The 15228-nt window shown below is 68.8% G+C and carries 14 protein-coding genes and 1 pseudogene; 7 read left to right on the top strand and 8 right to left on the bottom strand.

Translation table 11 applies throughout. From position 1 onward, the window contains the following. Positions 1-110 precede the first annotated feature (110 nt). The 3 genes from ACWDAG_RS42060 to ACWDAG_RS42050 all read right to left on the bottom strand — a co-directional run bounded on the left by ACWDAG_RS42060 (position 111) and on the right by ACWDAG_RS42050 (position 4570). Complete coding sequence (locus ACWDAG_RS42060; RefSeq protein WP_450700842.1) at positions 111-1532, bottom strand: M1 family metallopeptidase; 1422 nt, start codon at positions 1530-1532, stop codon at positions 111-113. A 535-nt stretch (positions 1533-2067) separates the two neighbouring features. Further along, positions 2068-3528 (bottom strand): aldehyde dehydrogenase family protein, encoded by a 1461-nt coding sequence (locus tag ACWDAG_RS42055; protein WP_450700841.1) that lies wholly within the window; start codon positions 3526-3528, stop codon positions 2068-2070. A gap of 196 nt (positions 3529-3724) precedes the next feature. Continuing rightward, complete coding sequence (locus ACWDAG_RS42050; protein ID WP_450700840.1) at positions 3725-4570, bottom strand: IclR family transcriptional regulator; 846 nt, start codon at positions 4568-4570, stop codon at positions 3725-3727. 143 nt (positions 4571-4713) lie between these two features. On the opposite strand from ACWDAG_RS42050, the gene ACWDAG_RS42045 reads away from it, so the two are divergent. From ACWDAG_RS42045 to ACWDAG_RS42020, 6 genes are read left to right on the top strand one after another with little or no spacing between them, the layout of a single operon-like run. After that, positions 4714-6057: an ABC transporter substrate-binding protein gene (locus tag ACWDAG_RS42045; protein WP_450700839.1), complete on the top strand. Its 1344-nt coding sequence runs from the start codon at positions 4714-4716 to the stop codon at positions 6055-6057. After that, entirely contained in the window at positions 6054-6830 is a 777-nt protein-coding gene (locus ACWDAG_RS42040; RefSeq protein WP_450700838.1) for an ABC transporter ATP-binding protein, read from the top strand. The genes ACWDAG_RS42045 and ACWDAG_RS42040 overlap by 4 nt, the downstream gene beginning before the upstream one ends. After that, complete coding sequence (locus tag ACWDAG_RS42035) at positions 6823-7590, top strand: ABC transporter ATP-binding protein (protein ID WP_450700837.1); 768 nt, start codon at positions 6823-6825, stop codon at positions 7588-7590. Before ACWDAG_RS42040 ends, ACWDAG_RS42035 begins: the two co-directional genes overlap by 8 nt. Next, on the top strand, positions 7587-8465 hold the full coding sequence (locus ACWDAG_RS42030) for a branched-chain amino acid ABC transporter permease (RefSeq protein ID WP_450700836.1): 879 nt from the start codon (positions 7587-7589) through the stop codon (positions 8463-8465). Before ACWDAG_RS42035 ends, ACWDAG_RS42030 begins: the two co-directional genes overlap by 4 nt. After that, on the top strand, positions 8462-9508 hold the full coding sequence (locus ACWDAG_RS42025; RefSeq protein ID WP_450700835.1) for a branched-chain amino acid ABC transporter permease: 1047 nt from the start codon (positions 8462-8464) through the stop codon (positions 9506-9508). The genes ACWDAG_RS42030 and ACWDAG_RS42025 overlap by 4 nt, the downstream gene beginning before the upstream one ends. A gap of 4 nt (positions 9509-9512) precedes the next feature. Then, positions 9513-11015, top strand: coding sequence for an aldehyde dehydrogenase family protein (locus ACWDAG_RS42020; protein ID WP_450700834.1), 1503 nt, complete (start codon positions 9513-9515; stop codon positions 11013-11015). Between the two features lie 79 nt (positions 11016-11094). On the opposite strand, the gene ACWDAG_RS42015 is transcribed toward ACWDAG_RS42020, so the two are convergent. The 4 genes and pseudogenes from ACWDAG_RS42015 to ACWDAG_RS42000 form a co-directional block, all read right to left on the bottom strand. After that, positions 11095-11190, bottom strand: coding sequence for a hypothetical protein (locus ACWDAG_RS42015; protein ID WP_450700864.1), 96 nt, complete (start codon positions 11188-11190; stop codon positions 11095-11097). Beyond that, a pseudogene (locus tag ACWDAG_RS42010) lies at positions 11177-11455 on the bottom strand (transposase); the annotation flags it as partial. The gene ACWDAG_RS42015 and the pseudogene ACWDAG_RS42010, both read right to left, overlap by 14 nt. A gap of 24 nt (positions 11456-11479) precedes the next feature. Next, on the bottom strand, positions 11480-11848 hold the full coding sequence (locus tag ACWDAG_RS42005) for a VOC family protein (RefSeq protein WP_450700833.1): 369 nt from the start codon (positions 11846-11848) through the stop codon (positions 11480-11482). 506 nt (positions 11849-12354) lie between these two features. Next, the gene (locus tag ACWDAG_RS42000) at positions 12355-13032 is read right to left on the bottom strand and encodes a hypothetical protein (protein ID WP_450700832.1); all 678 of its coding nucleotides are present in this window, start codon (positions 13030-13032) and stop codon (positions 12355-12357) included. 512 nt (positions 13033-13544) lie between these two features. Between ACWDAG_RS42000 and ACWDAG_RS41995 the strand changes: the two genes are divergently transcribed. Beyond that, positions 13545-14360, top strand: a complete 816-nt coding sequence (locus ACWDAG_RS41995; RefSeq protein WP_450700831.1) for an ArsR family transcriptional regulator — start codon at positions 13545-13547, stop codon at positions 14358-14360. Between the two features lie 351 nt (positions 14361-14711). Here the strand turns inward: ACWDAG_RS41995 and ACWDAG_RS41990 are convergent, their stop codons facing one another. Further along, on the bottom strand, positions 14712-15044 hold the full coding sequence (locus tag ACWDAG_RS41990; RefSeq protein WP_450700830.1) for a hypothetical protein: 333 nt from the start codon (positions 15042-15044) through the stop codon (positions 14712-14714). Positions 15045-15228: the final 184 nt, after the last annotated feature.

Raw genomic sequence — 15228 nt, 5'->3', positions numbered from 1 at the left:
TCAACCCGGATGCACCGCCGGAACGACGCCGCCCTGCCCGGCTACTCCGTCGGTCACCGTCATCGTGGCGCCGACGGGGTACGCCCGTCACCCGCGAGCGGAGTGCGACTTCAGCGGATGCGGTGCTTCCGCCAGAAGGGGCCGAGGTCCCTGTGCGTCATCGACTGTGCGGCCTTCTTGAAGTCGACGGTGGTGGAAACGCCGTACCAGTGGTCGTGGGCGTACTTCTTGATGAGGCGCGCCATGGTGCCGGCCCCGAGGACGTGCTCCAGGTCGGCCAGAACGCAGGGGCCGATCCCGTACACGACCTGGACGTACTCGCCACGGTGCGCGGACCAGTAGGCCATCGAGTTGGTGAGCGCGGCGGTGGCGCTCGGCCAGGAGTCGTCCGTCGAGCACTCGAACCCGTCCCAGCGGTAGTAGCGCGCGTTGGCGTACTGAGCGAAACTCTCGTCCAGCCAGGGTGAGTTGTACTCGTCGTTGCCCACGACGCCGTACCACCACTGGTGGGCGATCTCATGGACGGTGGCGCCGCCCTCCTCACCGGTGCCGAGGATGACCAGGCCGGGGTACTCCATGCCGCCGGCGAACCCGGGAGTCATCACGAGGTCTATCTCGCCGTACGGATAGCGGCCGAACTCCCTGCCGAACCGGTCGATGGCGGCGACGCCGTCCTTGCGGTTGAGGCGGACACCGGCGGCGGGCGTGTTCGGCGACCAGTACGACTTCACGCGCACGCCGTCGGGCGAGGTCTGGGTCGCGGTGCGGAACGGGCCCGCCGCCCATGCAAAGTCCCGCACCCGCTTGGCGACGCTGTGGGTGACCGTACGCCCGGTACCGCCGGGGCGGGTCCATGTGCTGCCGGTCGCCGGGACCTTCAGGGCGGACGGGTGGTCGAGGCGCACCCGGAAGTCGCTCGCCAGGGTGTAGAAGCTCTCGCCGTACGACACATACGGATCGAGGTGCCACCCCCTCGCGTCGTGCACGGCGAGGACCGGCAGCGCGTTGCCCAGGAAGCGGAACGCGCCTTCGCGGCCGAAGCGGTTGTTGCGTGCGGGCACGGTGAGGGCCACGTCGAAGGAGACGGCCGTCCGCTCACCGCGTGCGAGCGGCCTCGGCAGAGCGATGCGCAGCGCCGTGCACTTCACGCCGGGGCGGCCCGGAGTGCCGCCGCGCATGTGGGAGACGCGGACGGGGGACGGTCTTCCGGATGTCCCGCAGCCGTCCTCGCCATTGCCCCACAGGCGTATGTACACCTCACGCAGGGGCCGGCTGGAGGCGTTGCGGAAGGACACCGTCTGCCGGCCCGCCCAGTGGGAGCCGTCGGCGTCGGCGCGCAGCTTCACGTCGTAGCTGGGGCGGTCGGGCGTCGCGGGTTCGGCCGCTCTCACCGCGGCGCCGGGCGCCGGGCCGGACGGCGTGCCGGCCTCGGCCACGGTGGAGCCTGCCGTCGCGAGCAGCGCGAGCAGCGCGACCAGCAGACGGCGACCGGTTCTTGAGGGGCCCGTGGGCGACGAAGGCAACGAAGGCATGGCAGACGACATGACAGATGACATGCCAGCGGATCTTGTCACAGGGTTCCCCACGGCCGACACAGGCCCGCGCGAAGAGGGGAGGTCGGCTCCGCTTGGGCGGCGAAAACGCCAGGGTACGCAGGGGATGTTCGCCGTACGTTGGCGCACAGTAAGGATCCCGGTTCAACCCATCCGCAGTTCATCCCCTTCCATCCAGCTCAGCTCGACCTCTCGGGCCCACAACACCAGATCACTCGGCGCCTTACGCGCTCGTGCCAGCCGGTGCACCGTCCGTTCCTCGTTCTCGTCACGGCTCGGCCGTGCCCGTAACGCCACCGTCCGGCGCCCGCCCCCGAACAGCCGAACCACCCCGCCACCACGAGGCTGTGGCGGGCCACCTCGGCTTCGTCACGGCCTCAGTTCAGCAAGTGCTTCATGCAACGCACGGGGTGTTCCCCGATCGACTTCCGCAAGGGAATCAGGGGACTGGCCACGAGCGGGTCCCACGGTGCCCACGAGGACACCGGTTCGGACCCGCCCGCCGCCCCGCACCTCAGAAGGGGTAGTGAGCCTGCTGGGTGGCGATGGTCACCCAGCGGGTGTTGGAGAACGCCTCGATGCCCCACCGTCCGCCGAACCGGCCGTATCCGGAGGCCTTCACGCCGCCGAAGGGGGCGTTGGGTTCGTCGGCCACGGACTGGTCGTTGATGTGCACGATGCCGGTGCGGATCCGGCGGGCGACGCTGAGCCCGTGGGTGGCGTTCTCGGTGATGATGCCGCAGGTCAGGCCATTGTCGGTGTCGTTGGCGACGGCCACGGCGGTGTCGTCGTCGCCGAACGTCTCGACGACGCAGACCGGCCCGAAGGACTCCGCGTAGTAAAGGTCCGCGTCCTTGGGAACGCCGGTGAGCACGGTCGCCGCATGCACCGCGCCCTCCGGCCGTCCGCCGCCCGCCAGCACGGTGGCGCCCTTGGCGAGCGCGTCCTCCACCAGAGCGGCGACGCGTTGTGCGGCGGAGGCGGTGACGAGCGGGCTCACCACGGTGTGCGGGTGGGCGGGGTCCCCGGCCTGGAGGGAGGCGACCTTGGCGGTGAACTTCCGGGTGAACTCCTCGGCCAGCGACTCGTGTACGAGGACGCGGTCGCCGGACATGCAGATCTGCCCGGAGTTCATGAACACGCTGAAGGTGACGGCGTCGACGGCGTAGTCCACGTCCGCGTCGTCCAGGACGATCACCGCGTTCTTGCCGCCCAGTTCGAGCAGGGCCGGCTTGAGGTGCTGCGCCGCGTGGGTGCCGATGATCCTGCCGATGCCGGTGGAGCCGGTGAAGTTCACGGCACGTACCCGGGGATCGGCGATCAGCGCCTCGGCGATCTCCGCCGCGTCCTCGCGGGCGTTGGTGACCACGTTGAGTACCCCGTCGGGCAGGCCCGCCTCGCGCAGCACGTCCGCGACGAGCAGTCCGCAGGCGATCGGCGCGTCCTCGCTCGGTTTGACGACCACGGTGTTGCCGGCGGCGAGCGGTGCCGCCACGGCCCGGACACCGAGGATGACCGGGGCGTTCCACGGCGCGAACGCCGCGACCACGCCCAGTGGTTCCCGCACGGCCAGGCCCAGCGTGCCTTCCTCCTGTGCGCTGAGCACCTCACCGCGCGGAGCGGTGATGGCGGCGGCCGCCTCCCGCAGGATGTTCGCCGCCAGCGCCACGTTGAAGAACGCCCAGGGCCTGGTACCGCCGGCCTCGTGGGCCATGATCTCGGCCACCTGCTCGGCACGTGCGTCCAGCAGATCCGCCGCGTTGAGGAAGATCGCGCGACGGGCGAACGGCGTGACCGCGGCCCATTCGGCGAACGCCGCGTCGGCGGCGTCCACGGCCCGGGTCACGTCCTCCGGGCCGGCCGCGGCGACGGTCGCGTAGACCTCGCCGGTGTAGGGGTTGATGTCCTCGGCGGTGCGGCCGGAGAGGGCGGGCACGTCCTTGCCGCCGATGTGCAGTTCACGGGTGAGAGACATGAAGGGCTTCTTTCGGTACGGCACGGGGAACAGCTCTGCTGAGCTCCGTTCTCCTGGTGAAGTAAAGTCCACAGAGCGATGGCGGCGTGAGTCTGCGCCCGTCCGGAGCCGGTGTCAATGAAATGAGTGCGTGTTGTTCCGTATGCAGCGACAGATGTTCCACTTATTCGAACAACATCGCGCGGGTCCCTTCGGATCAGGCTTGCTGCCGGTACCCGAGTCGGGTGGAGATCTCCGTCGTGGCGCGCCGCAAAGGAGCCTCCAGCCGCGACATCACCGATTCCACCGAGGTGTTCCACACCGTGAGGTGCACCGCGACATTGACCGCGGCCACCACGGCGCCGGACCGGTCCCGCACTGGTGCGGCCAACGACCGCAGCCCCGGAGCGAGTTCCTCGTCGTTGAGCGCGAACCCGGTACGCCGGACCCGTGCCAGCGCCACCATGAGCTGCTCCCGGGCCGTGATCGTCTTCGGTCCCCGTCGGGCGAGGTCCGTGCGATCGAGCAGGTCACGCAGTACGGCCGGCTCCTGGTACGCGAGCAGCACCTTGCCCATCGAGGTGCAGTAGGCCGGAAGGCGGGAGCCGACATGCAGGTGGAGGCCCATGGCGAAGGTGCTCGCGCGACCGCTGCGCCGCCGGTCGACGTACACGATGTCCGGGCCGTCGAGCACGGCCATGCTCACGGTGTAGCCGGTCTCGTCCGACAGGGCCTGGAGGAACGGCCCGGCGACGCGGGTGATCTCCATGGAGTTGATCGCGGCGAACCCGAGGTCGACGACCCTCGGTCCCAGGGAGTACTTCCGCGAGTCCGGATCCTGCTGGAGGTAGCCGAGTTTGGCGAGCGTCGCCACATACCGGTAGGTGGTGCTGCGGTTCAGGCCGACCGCGCGCCCCAGGTCGGAAATGCCCAGCACAGGGCGGTTCTCGCTGAACGAGGAGAGGATCAGCAGTCCGCGTTCGAGTGACTGGGAGAAGCCCGCGGCGGCCGACTTCGGGGGCTTGGCGGGCTCCTCGGCGTCCTCGTCTGCCAGGGGAGTCATGGGCTCGTCGGATCCCGACGACGGTGTCCGTGAGGTCATGGCGCATGGTAGCGCCGAATGTTTCATTTATTAGAACGTTGCGTTGACTTTCGTGACAGCCACTCCTACGTTCCCCCCACCTTTGGTTCACCAGGAGGGCAAACATGCCTAAGTCTCCTATGTCCGAACCGGCCCCCGAACCCAGCAGACGTCAGATTCTGCGCACGGCGGGCCTCGGTATGTCCGGACTCGCCCTGGCAAGTCCGCTGCTCGCCGCCTGCAAGGTCGGCAGCGGCGGCAGCGGCGGCGGCAGCAGTGAAGCGGGCACGCTGAAGATCGGGTTCGTCAGCCCGCGCACCGGCCCCGCGGCCGGTTTCGGCGAGCCGGACGCGTACGTGCTCAGTCTTGCCCGCAAGGCCTTCGCCGACGGCCTGACCATCGGCGGCAAGAAGTACCAAGTCAAGATCATCGACAAGGACGGCCAGTCCAACCCCCAGCGCGGATCCCAGGTGGCCAACGACCTGATCAACGCCGAGGGCATCGACCTGATGCTCACCACGTCGACGCCGGAGACGGTCAACCCGGTCTCCGACGCCTGCGAGGCTGCCGGCGTCCCGTGCATCTCCACCGTCGTCCCCTGGGAAGCCTGGTACTTCGGCCGTGGAGCCAAGCCGACCCAGAAGCAGGCCTTCAAGTACACCTTCCACTTCTGCTTCGGCGTCGAGCAGTTCCACCAGGCGTACACGCATCTGTGGCCGCAGGTGAAGACGAACAAGAAGACCGGCGTCATGTGGCCCAACGACTCCGACGGCAACGCCATCCGGGAGGCGCTCGGGCCGCTGCTGCAGAAGGACGGCTACGGCATCGTCGACCCCGGCGCCTACACCGACGGCACCAACGACTACTCGTCGCAGATCGCCAAGTTCAAGTCCCACAACTGCGAGATCTTCAGCACCTTCCCCATCCCCTCCGACTTCGCCACCTTCTGGCGGCAGGCGGCGCAGCAGGGCTACAAGCCCAAGATCGTGCAGGTCGCCAAGACGGGCCTGTTCCCCTCCCAGATCGAGGCGCTGGGCCCCATAGGCGTCGGCATCGCGAGCGGCGCCTACTGGACCCCGACCTTCCCCTACAGCTCCTCCCTCACCGAGATTTCGTCCAAGGACCTCGCCGACGGCTACGAGAAGTCGTCCGGCAAGCAGTGGACCCAGCAACTCGGCCCCAGCCTCGCCCTGTTCGACGCCGCCGCGGCCGCATTCCGGGCCGCCACCGACCCCAGGGACAAGAAGGCCGTCGCCAAGGCGATCGCCGGTCTCGACGTCGAGACCCCGGTCGGCAGGCTCCAATGGGGCAAGGGGCCCAACGCCAACGTGGTGGCCACCCCCATCCTCGGCGGGCAGTGGGTGCAGGCGGCCAAGGGCAGCCCGTACAAGCTGGACTTCGTCGTGTGCGAGAACGCGTGCGACAGCAACGTCCCCGTCGCCGCGCGTCTGCGCCCGTACACCGCGTGAGCGCCGTGAGCACCCCGGCGGCCGACCCCACGAGGACGGAGGACGTCCAGCCCGTCCTCGTGGGGTCGGGCCTCACGCTGAACTACGGTGACCTGCGCGTCCTGGACGGCGTCGACTTCCGCGTCGGCGCCGGCGAGGCCGTCGGCATCGTGGGCCCCAACGGCGCCGGGAAGACCACCCTGTTGAACGCCCTGGCCGGATCGGTCACACCCGACCGGGGCACCATCCACCTCGACGGCCACGACGTCACACCGCTGCGACCGGAGCTGCGGTGCCGCCAGGGGATCGGCCGGGCGTTCCAGATCCCGCGCCCCTTCGGCGGCATGACCGTACTGGAGAACGTCCTGGTCGGCGCCTCCTACGGCACCCGGCTCTCGCGGCGCGCGGCCCACCGAAGGTGCGTCGAAGTCCTGGAACTCTGCGGGCTGATCGACCTCGCCAACCGGCGCGCCGAGAGCCTCGGTCTGCTGCACCGCAAGCGGCTCGAACTCGCACGCTCGCTGGCGACCGACCCGCGCGTCCTGCTCCTCGACGAGATCGGTGGCGGCCTCACCGACGCCGAGGCCGCCGAACTCGTCGGCACCATCAAGCAGTTGCGGGCCCTTGGCATCAGCATCGTGTGGATCGAGCACATCGTCCACGTCCTGGTGCAGGTCATCGACCGCCTGGTGTGCATGGACGCCGGACGTGTCCTCGCCGAGGGCGAGCCCGAGGCGGTTCTGCGTGACGCGCATGTCGTCGACGCCTACCTGGGAAGGGGCAGCCATGGCTGACCTGCTGCACGTCTCCCACCTCGACGCCCGCCACGGACTGCTCCCGGCGGTACGGGACCTGTCGCTGACGGTGTCCGACGGTGAGGCCATGGCCCTGGTCGGCGCCAACGGGGCGGGGAAATCGACCCTGTTGCGCACCGTGGCCGGCGCCCACCCGGCCGCCGGGGGAACCGTCACCTTCGACGGCGAGGACATCACCGGCCTGGCGGCGCACCGGCGGGTGGCGCGTGGCCTGGCCCTCGTCCCCGAAGGCCGCAAGCTCTTCCCCGACCTCACCGTCGAGGAGAACCTGCTCGTCGCCGGCCGGCGCGCCAGGTCCGGCCCCTGGAGCGTCGACGCCGTCCTGGACGCCTTCCCCCTGCTGCGGCCGATCCGCCACAAGCGGGCGGGCAGCCTGTCCGGCGGCCAGCAGCAGGCCACCTCCATCGGCCGCGCCCTGATGACCAACCCCCGGCTCCTCCTGGTCGACGAGGTCTCGCTCGGCCTCGCCCCGGTCGCCGTCGACTCCGTCTACGAGTCGCTCACGGCGCTCATCGCCGACGGCGCGACCGTCGTCCTGGTCGAACAGGATCTCAGCCGCGCGATGTCGGTGGCGGACCGCGTGGTCTGCATGCTCGAAGGCCGTGTCGTCCTCGACGCCCCCGCCGGCGAGGTCACCCGCGACCAGGTCACCGAAGCCTACTTCGGCCTCGGCCGGGCCGGCACGACCTCCGCCCCGGTCGACACACCGGCGGCCCACCCCACCCCGGAGCGGACATGAGCTGGATCAACGCCATCGTCCAAGGCCTCTTCCTCGGCGGCCTGTACGCCCTCTTCGCCTGCGGCCTGTCCCTGCTGTTCGGCGTCATGCGCATCATCAACCTCGCCCACGGCGACCTCGCCGTACTCGGCGCGTTCGGGGTCTGGTGGGTCTCCACCGAGGCCGACGTGTCACCGTTCCTGGCGCTGCTCGCGGTGCTTCCGGTGATGCTCGCCCTGGGCTACGCGCTCCAGCGCACCGTCCTGGCCCGCAGCCTGCGCGGCGGCGAACTCACCCCGCTGCTGACGACCTTCGGACTCGCCATCGTCATGCAGAACGCCCTGCTGCAGATCTTCTCCCCGGACGTGCGCTCCCTGGGCCCGTCCGTGGGCTCGCTGTCGACCGGCAGCTGGAAGATCACCGACCAGCTGTCCGTCCCGTACCTCGGCGTGCTGATCCTCGCCGTCGCCGTCGCGGTCCTCGGCGCGCTCCAGTTCCTGCTGCAACGCACCGGGTTCGGCCGGGAGATGCGCGCCACCGCCCAGGATCCGGACACCGCCGCGCTCGTGGGCGTACCGGCGGCGTCCGTCTACGCCCGGGCAGCCGCCATCGCCGTCGCGGTCGCCGCGCTGGCCGGAACCTTCCTCGCCGTGCATTCCACCTTCGACGCCTCCAGCGGCCCGACCCAGCTCATCTTCGCCTTCGAAGCGGTCGTCATCGGCGGTCTGGGATCCCTGTGGGGCACGCTGACCGGCGGCGTCGTCCTCGGCATCGCCCAGACCCTCGGCGCCCAGATCGACCCGCAGTACGCGATCCTCGCCGGGCACCTGGTCTTCCTCGTCATCCTGGCCGGCCCGCGCGGCCGGTTCATCGCCACCCGGAGAGCCCACGCATGACCACAGCAGCCGCTCCCGCCCCGCCCGGCGCATGGTCCGTCCAGCGCGCCGGCCTGGCGTCCCGCATCGGTTCCAGTGCCCTCGTCCTCGTCGCGATCGCCCTGTTCGCCGTCCCCCAGATCCTCGGCGCGAACATCGTCCAGCAGCTCACCACCCTGCTGATCTTCCTCATCCTCGCCGTCATGTGGAACGCCCTGGCCGGATATGCCGGGCTCGTCTCCGTCGGCCAGCAGGCGTTCATCGGGTTCGGCGCGTACGGCACGATCTACCTCACCCAGCGTGGCATACAGCCGTACCTCGCCGTCGTCCTGGCGTCCCTCGCCTCCGCCGTGCTCGCGGCGGTGCTCTCCCTGCTGGTCCTGCGGCTACGAGGCGGTCAGTTCGCCGTGGGCACCTGGGTCGTCGCCGAGGCGATCGCCCTGTTCGTCATGCTGGACCAGAGTCTCGGAGGCGGAACCGGCATCTCCCTCCAGGGGCTGAGCGGTTACGCCCCTGAGGTGCGCCGCGCCTTCACCTACTGGCTCGCCCTCGCCTTCGCCGTCCTCCTGCTCGTCCTGCTGTTCCTCCTGCTGCGGCACCGCACCGGAGCGGCGCTGCAGGCGATCCGTGACGACGAGGACGCCGCCGCCTCGCTCGGCGTGCGCGTCAGGCCGCTCAAGCTCATGCTGTTCGTCCTCGCCGGCTTCGGATGCGGTGCCGCGGGCGCTCTCACCCTGGCCAACACCCTGTTCATCCAGCCCCAGTCGATCTTCGGGGTGCAGTGGTCGGCGTACATGATCTTCATGGTGCTGGTCGGCGGCATCGGCACCTTCGAGGGGCCGATCATCGGCGCCGTCCTCTTCTTCGCCGTGCAGTACTTGTTCGCCGACCAGGGGGCCTGGTACCTGATCGGGCTCGGCCTGGCCGCCGTGGCCTTCGCCCTCTTCCTCCCGCGCGGCCTGTGGAGTCTGCTGAACGACCGGCTACGCGTCCAGTTGCTACCTGTCGGTTACCATCTGCGGCGGCAGGGGGCCCCTGCCCAGTCGTCATCGAGGGAGACTTGACCAGGTGAACGTTCCTGACCCCACGGCGGCGGACGCGGGCCGACCGGATTGCCCGGTCACGGTGCGCCACCACATCGGCGGTGAGTGGACCGAGCCGCTGGGCGGAGGAACCTACCCCGACCACGACCCCTGGACCGGGTCCGTCATGGCGACGGTCGCCGCCGGCGATGCCGAGGACGCTCGCCGCGCCGTGGACGCCGCCCAGACGGCCTTTGCCGGGTGGGCCGAGGCGTCGCCGGGCGAGCGACAGCGGGTCCTGCTGCGCGCGGGTGACATCCTCGAACGCCGCCGCGAGGAGGTCATGACCCTGCTGGCCAGGGAAACGGGGTGCGGCCGCCACTTCGCGACGGTCCAGGTGGACTTCGGCGTCTCGCTGCTCCGCCAGGCCGCCGGGCTCCCCTACTCAGCCGTCGGCCAGGTGCTGCCCTCGGACATCCCCGGCACCCGAGCACTCGCCGTCCGCCAGCCGGTCGGAGTGGTCGCGGCCATCGCCCCGTGGAACGCCTCCCTGGTGCTGTCCGGCCGTAGCCTCGTCGGCCCGATCGCCCTCGGCAACACCGTCGTCCTCAAGCCGTCCGAGGAGTCCCCCCTCACCGGCGGCACGCTCTGGGCGGAGATCCTCGCCGAGGCCGGACTCCCTCCGGGCGTCCTCAACGTGATCACCCATGCCCCTGGCGACGCGGGCGCCATAGCGGACGCGCTCCTTTCCCATCCCGCTGTACGCCGCGTCAACTTCACCGGCTCCACGCCCACCGGCCGCCGCCTCGCCGAGACGGCCGGCCGCCACCTCAAGCGCATCGTCCTCCAGCTCAGCGGCCAGAACCCGCTCCTCGTCCTCGCCGACGCCGACCTGGCCTACGCCGTCGACGCCGCGATCTACGGCGCGTTCGTGCACCAGGGACAGGTGTGCATGTGCGCCCGCCGCATCTACGTCGAGCGACCGATCGCGCAGGAGTTCACCCGCCTCTTCACCGAGAAGGCAGCGACCCTGCCCGTCGGCGACCCGCACGATCCACGCACCGTGGTCGGACCAGTGATCAACAAATGGGCGCTGTCCCTCCTGGACCGCCGCGTCGAGGAGGCCGTCTCGATGGGCGCCCGCCTCCTGACCGGGGGCACACCGGACCCGCCGTGCTACCCGCCCACCGTCCTGACCGACGTCCCCGAGGACGCCGAACTCGCCTTCGAAGAGACCTTCGGCCCGGTCGTGATCCTGGAGACGGTCGACGACGCCGACCACGCCGTGGAACGCGCCAATGCCTCCCGCTACGGGCTGACCGCGGGTGTCCTGACCGGCGACGCCCATCGCGGACTGGACATCGCCCGCCGCCTCGAGGCAGGGATCGTGCATGTCAACGACCAACCGGTCAACGACGAGCCGAACATGCCCTTCGGGGGTGTGAAGGAGAGCGGCTGGGGCCGCTTCGGCACGGGCTTCGCGGCCGAGGAGTTCACCGAACTCCGCTGGATCACGATGCGCGGGGAGCCGCGCGAGTTCCCGTTCTGACGAACCGCGGCGGCAGAATGACGCGGCGCCCGGCCGGTCGACGGGCGCACCCGCAGGCCGGCCGAACGCCGTTCGTCCGTCAGCCTCCGCTGGAGAGTGAACGCTTCTGGTTCGATGCGCCGGTGCAGCTCCACAGCTGGACCTTGGAACCGTTCGCCGTCGCCGCGCCGGTCACGTCGAGGCAGAGTCCGGACAAGACCGTTGGTGACCCTGATGTGGTCCGCGGAGGTGTTGGAGCCCGAGTTGTCGGGCCGCAGCAAGCCCACGACCGGCTCACCGGACCCGCCGCGGCCGTGGTCGACGAATCCCATCGGCGGGTGGTGGCCGAACGTCTTCTTCCAGGTCGCGATGGCTTCCTGCTTCTCGGAGTGCGCCAGGACGAGGACTGCGTCGATGTCCACCACCACGTGTCCGCCCGCGGCCGGCGCCGCTTCGTCGGCGCACGTCGTCGACATCAGCGTCTATCAGCCTCTGACCAGGCAGAAAGGATGCCCAGCCGGATCGGTGAGGACCCGCCACCTGTCCTCATTCGGCTGATGATCAGGTTTGCTCGCCCCCAGCTCGAGCAGCCGGGTCTCGGCTTCGTCCAGGTCATCCACCGCGAAGTCGAGGTGGGACTGCTGAGGAACAGTTTGGTCAGGCCAGCGGGGAGGCCGGTAGTCGTCGACTCGTTGGAAGCCGATGAAGAGTCCGTTCTCACAGTTGAGACCAGCGAAGTTGACGTCGGATTTCGGGTGAGGTTCGAGGCCGGTGGCCTGCTGATAGAAGGCCGCCAGCGCCAGCGGATCGGAGCAGTCGAGTGTTATCGCGCACAGTCTCATCTGCAGGGGCATGACACCTCCGGGTCGATCAGTGGACGTTCGCGATGCACACCATAGAGGCGGTCACCCACTGCCTTCGCGATCATTTCCACGGAAGGCCGCACCCAACCGGCTCTCCGCAGACACGATGAACTGAGACAACGGCATGCATCCACACCCCCCGGACACGATGAACCGAGACGCCGGCCTCGGCACATCTCGCCACACACTGCATCGCACCTTTGCCCAAGCGTTCGAGGAACGGTCACCGTGACCGTTCCCCGAACGGGAATCCATGAGGCTGCGGTGACACAACGGAAGGAGGGGCAAACGCCGTGGCGTTGGTCCACACCACCGCTGCTCAGGGCCACCGAGGGCCCAGCAGCTTGATCAATCTGAAAGCGCCGGTCAGCTTGTTCACCCTCGGTCCGCCTGATATCAGGTTACCGGCCCACTGCTCCGGGGTTTAGGAGCAGGGACTGACAAGCGCTCCAGCAAGCTGCCGAAAGCTCTCTTGCATGTCGACCCGCCGGCGCAGATCAACCCGCAAATATGTTGCAGTCCTGCCGGTGTGAGTACAGGCCGGTCGCACCACCGCGGAGTTGCGAGCAGACGTAGAAGCGCTTGCCTTCGAAGCTGAACCGGTACTCGATGGCCTCGCGCGCCTCCCAGTCGAAGTTCTTCTCGATGTTGGCTTCGATGCCCGTGAACTGAAAGGTGTTGAGACCCTGAGCACCCACGTTGCGATAGTCGAAGGTCGTGACTCTGGTGCCGTCGCTGCACCAGTTGAGGGTAAACCAGGTGTTGCCCTCGGGAACGGTGAGGTTGCTCCACGTGTCGTAGGCGTAGGCGGACCAGCAGCCGCCCCCACTGCTCATCGCCGCGAACGCGGGCTTTGCCGCCAGATCGCCGCTGGCGACGGCGGCCGAGACCTCCGCCGATGACATACGGTGTGTGTGCTTCACCTCCTTGACCTTCTGGTGCCGGAGAGCCTTGGCGAACAGTGCCTTGTCCGGGGTGGAGAGGCTGGCATAGGCAGCCTTGTGGTCCGTGGCGGAAACGACTTTGACCAGCACTGCCTTCTCTGCCCCGAGGTTCTCAGAAGTGGGCTGCGCCACCGCGGTAGCGACGCTGCCGAGTGTGAGGCTCGCCATCAGCATCCCGGTCACGGTCAACGCCCGGGCTGTGCGCTGTGCTGTCCTCATTCGTACGCTCATGTCCAGCTCCTCTTCGTGGTTCTCTGATGTAATGTCATGTGCTTCATGTACTTGCGCCGCATTCATGGAATCGCCCGCCCGCACTTTCGTGCGATGACGAACACTCCTCGGCGACGCCTCCGAGCGTGTCCTTTCGTTGCTTTCCGCGAGCCGGATTCGGCTGGCAGGTCTTTAATTCGCCATGACCCCGACCTGACGTTTTCCTGCTACTGCATTGACCGAACGTTTCGTCGCTGTCCTCTGCGTTGCGCGGGAACGGCTGACCACCCGTGAAGACCTATGTACACGGGTCCGTTGGCCGCCCTAGATTCGTCCTAGGTGCGAGGTCAGCCAGGGGGGTCAGCGCTGTCCCACCCCGCACAGCGCCGTGCCGGCGTTGTGTCCCCCATCGTTTCGGCTAGGCCTCCGCTCGGGTAGCTTTTGCCGCGTAGCGCAAAAGCCCAGTCGAGAGCGTCAAGACCATGGGGGGGTAGTTGATACGCATTCATCTAGGGTCGGAGGGTTTAGGCAACGTGAGGATTTCCGGCATCGCCGACTTCGACGCGGAGTTGACCGCTGCTGGGCGTGCTCTTGCTGGCGGCAGACAGCCTGACCAACCGCTGACGCAGCTCTACTCCCGCAGCACCTCCCCAGACCTCGCTGAGGGCGTAGACCACGTGTATCTCTCCCACCTGTTCGCGCACCGCCGACCGACACCCTTCACCAAAGCCCTTGCCGAAGGAGACGACCGCGCCAACAGCATCCTGGCCACGTCCATCGACCACCTGCGCAGCGACGCGGTCGACCCGCACCACTCGGGGATCAGCTCGGCAGTCGCGGCCCGCGCCGCCGACCTGTCACACTTCTACGTCGCCGACGGTGCCTCGAAGATGCTGCACCGGCTCGGACACGACGTCAGGCTCCGGCCTGGCGTCGTCGAGGTGCCGACGGCATTCGAAGCAGACCTTGAGCTCGGCGAGCGCTCGCTCCAGATCCAGCCAGTCGCCCTCAACCGGCGGGTCACCCTGGCTGAACCAACCAGCGATCGCCTGACCATCCGGATCCCCGCCGGCGCCCCTCCACGGGTTGAGCTGGACCACATGGCCGCGCTCCGCTCCCTGCTGGGCGACGGCAGAGCGGAAGTACTCGCAGCGATCGTCACGTCCGGCGGCGTCACCGGACGACAGTTGGCCTCGCAGCTCGGAGCGTCAGACGCCGCGGTCAGCCGTTACGCCGCCGTGCTGCGGCAGGCGGCCCTGATTCGGACCCTGCGCATGGGGCAAGCCGTCAGACACATCGCGACACCCCTTGGCCACCACCTGGCACAGCCACGTCGATCTCCTTTGTAGTCGCGGCATGTCCCACCACGCCGGGCGGCCCCGTGGAGCAGACCGCCCGGCCAGCCCCCTGACTCCCCGGGAGCGCCCGCTGGATGGACAGGAACCGATGGATCTTCCAGCGTGACCTGGCCGACCACCGTGGGTCGTACCCGAGACCGCGGGTGTCGCCGGCTGCCTGTTCAAGATCGACTCCCGCCATGACGGTGGTGGGGCATTCGACGCCCTCACCCGGCCGGTCGGCAGGCGATCATACGGGGTGAACGGGACGCTCCGGGCCCAGTTCTCGCGTGGCGCTCTCGGACACGACTGGTACGGCCGGGTCCCTGAGCTTGTTCTTTGTGGTCGGCGACTTCGTCGAGGTCAGCAGCGCACGCGGGCGATGTCACCGTCGATACGGACGATGCACTCTTTGAAGAGCGCCATGGGCCGACCTTCGACTTCGGGAACCAGCGTTAGCCCGAGGTCCATGATGGGCTTGATGGCCTGCGCTGTTCGAGAGCCGTCGGGGTCCGGGCCGTGCAGGGCCGCCCAGCTCTCGAACAGCGCACGGACCCCTCCCCATCCAGGTCCCGGGATGAAGTGGCAGAGGAACGTTGGCTGATCAGTTGCGTACTGGCGAAGTTCGCCGATCCGCATGTCGCCCTGTGTGAGCCACCACGTCCCGTTCACTACCGCTCCCTTGAGCTCAGCCACGACTTCAAGCGGATTTGCCTGAGCTCCCGAGCTCCGTGGTGTCGAATTGTCCGTCGAACTGGCTCCCTCACGCGGAAGTTCATCAGACGTGTGGGCGGCCTCCCGCGATACGGGCCAGCGTCAACCTGCCGAGAGACCGTCCACCAGCATCGACCCGAATTGACCGAACGGAGCCGAAACGGTC

The organism is Streptomyces sp. NPDC001157 (genome assembly GCF_053598255.1).
This window is presented reverse-complemented; position numbering and strand designations above follow the sequence as displayed.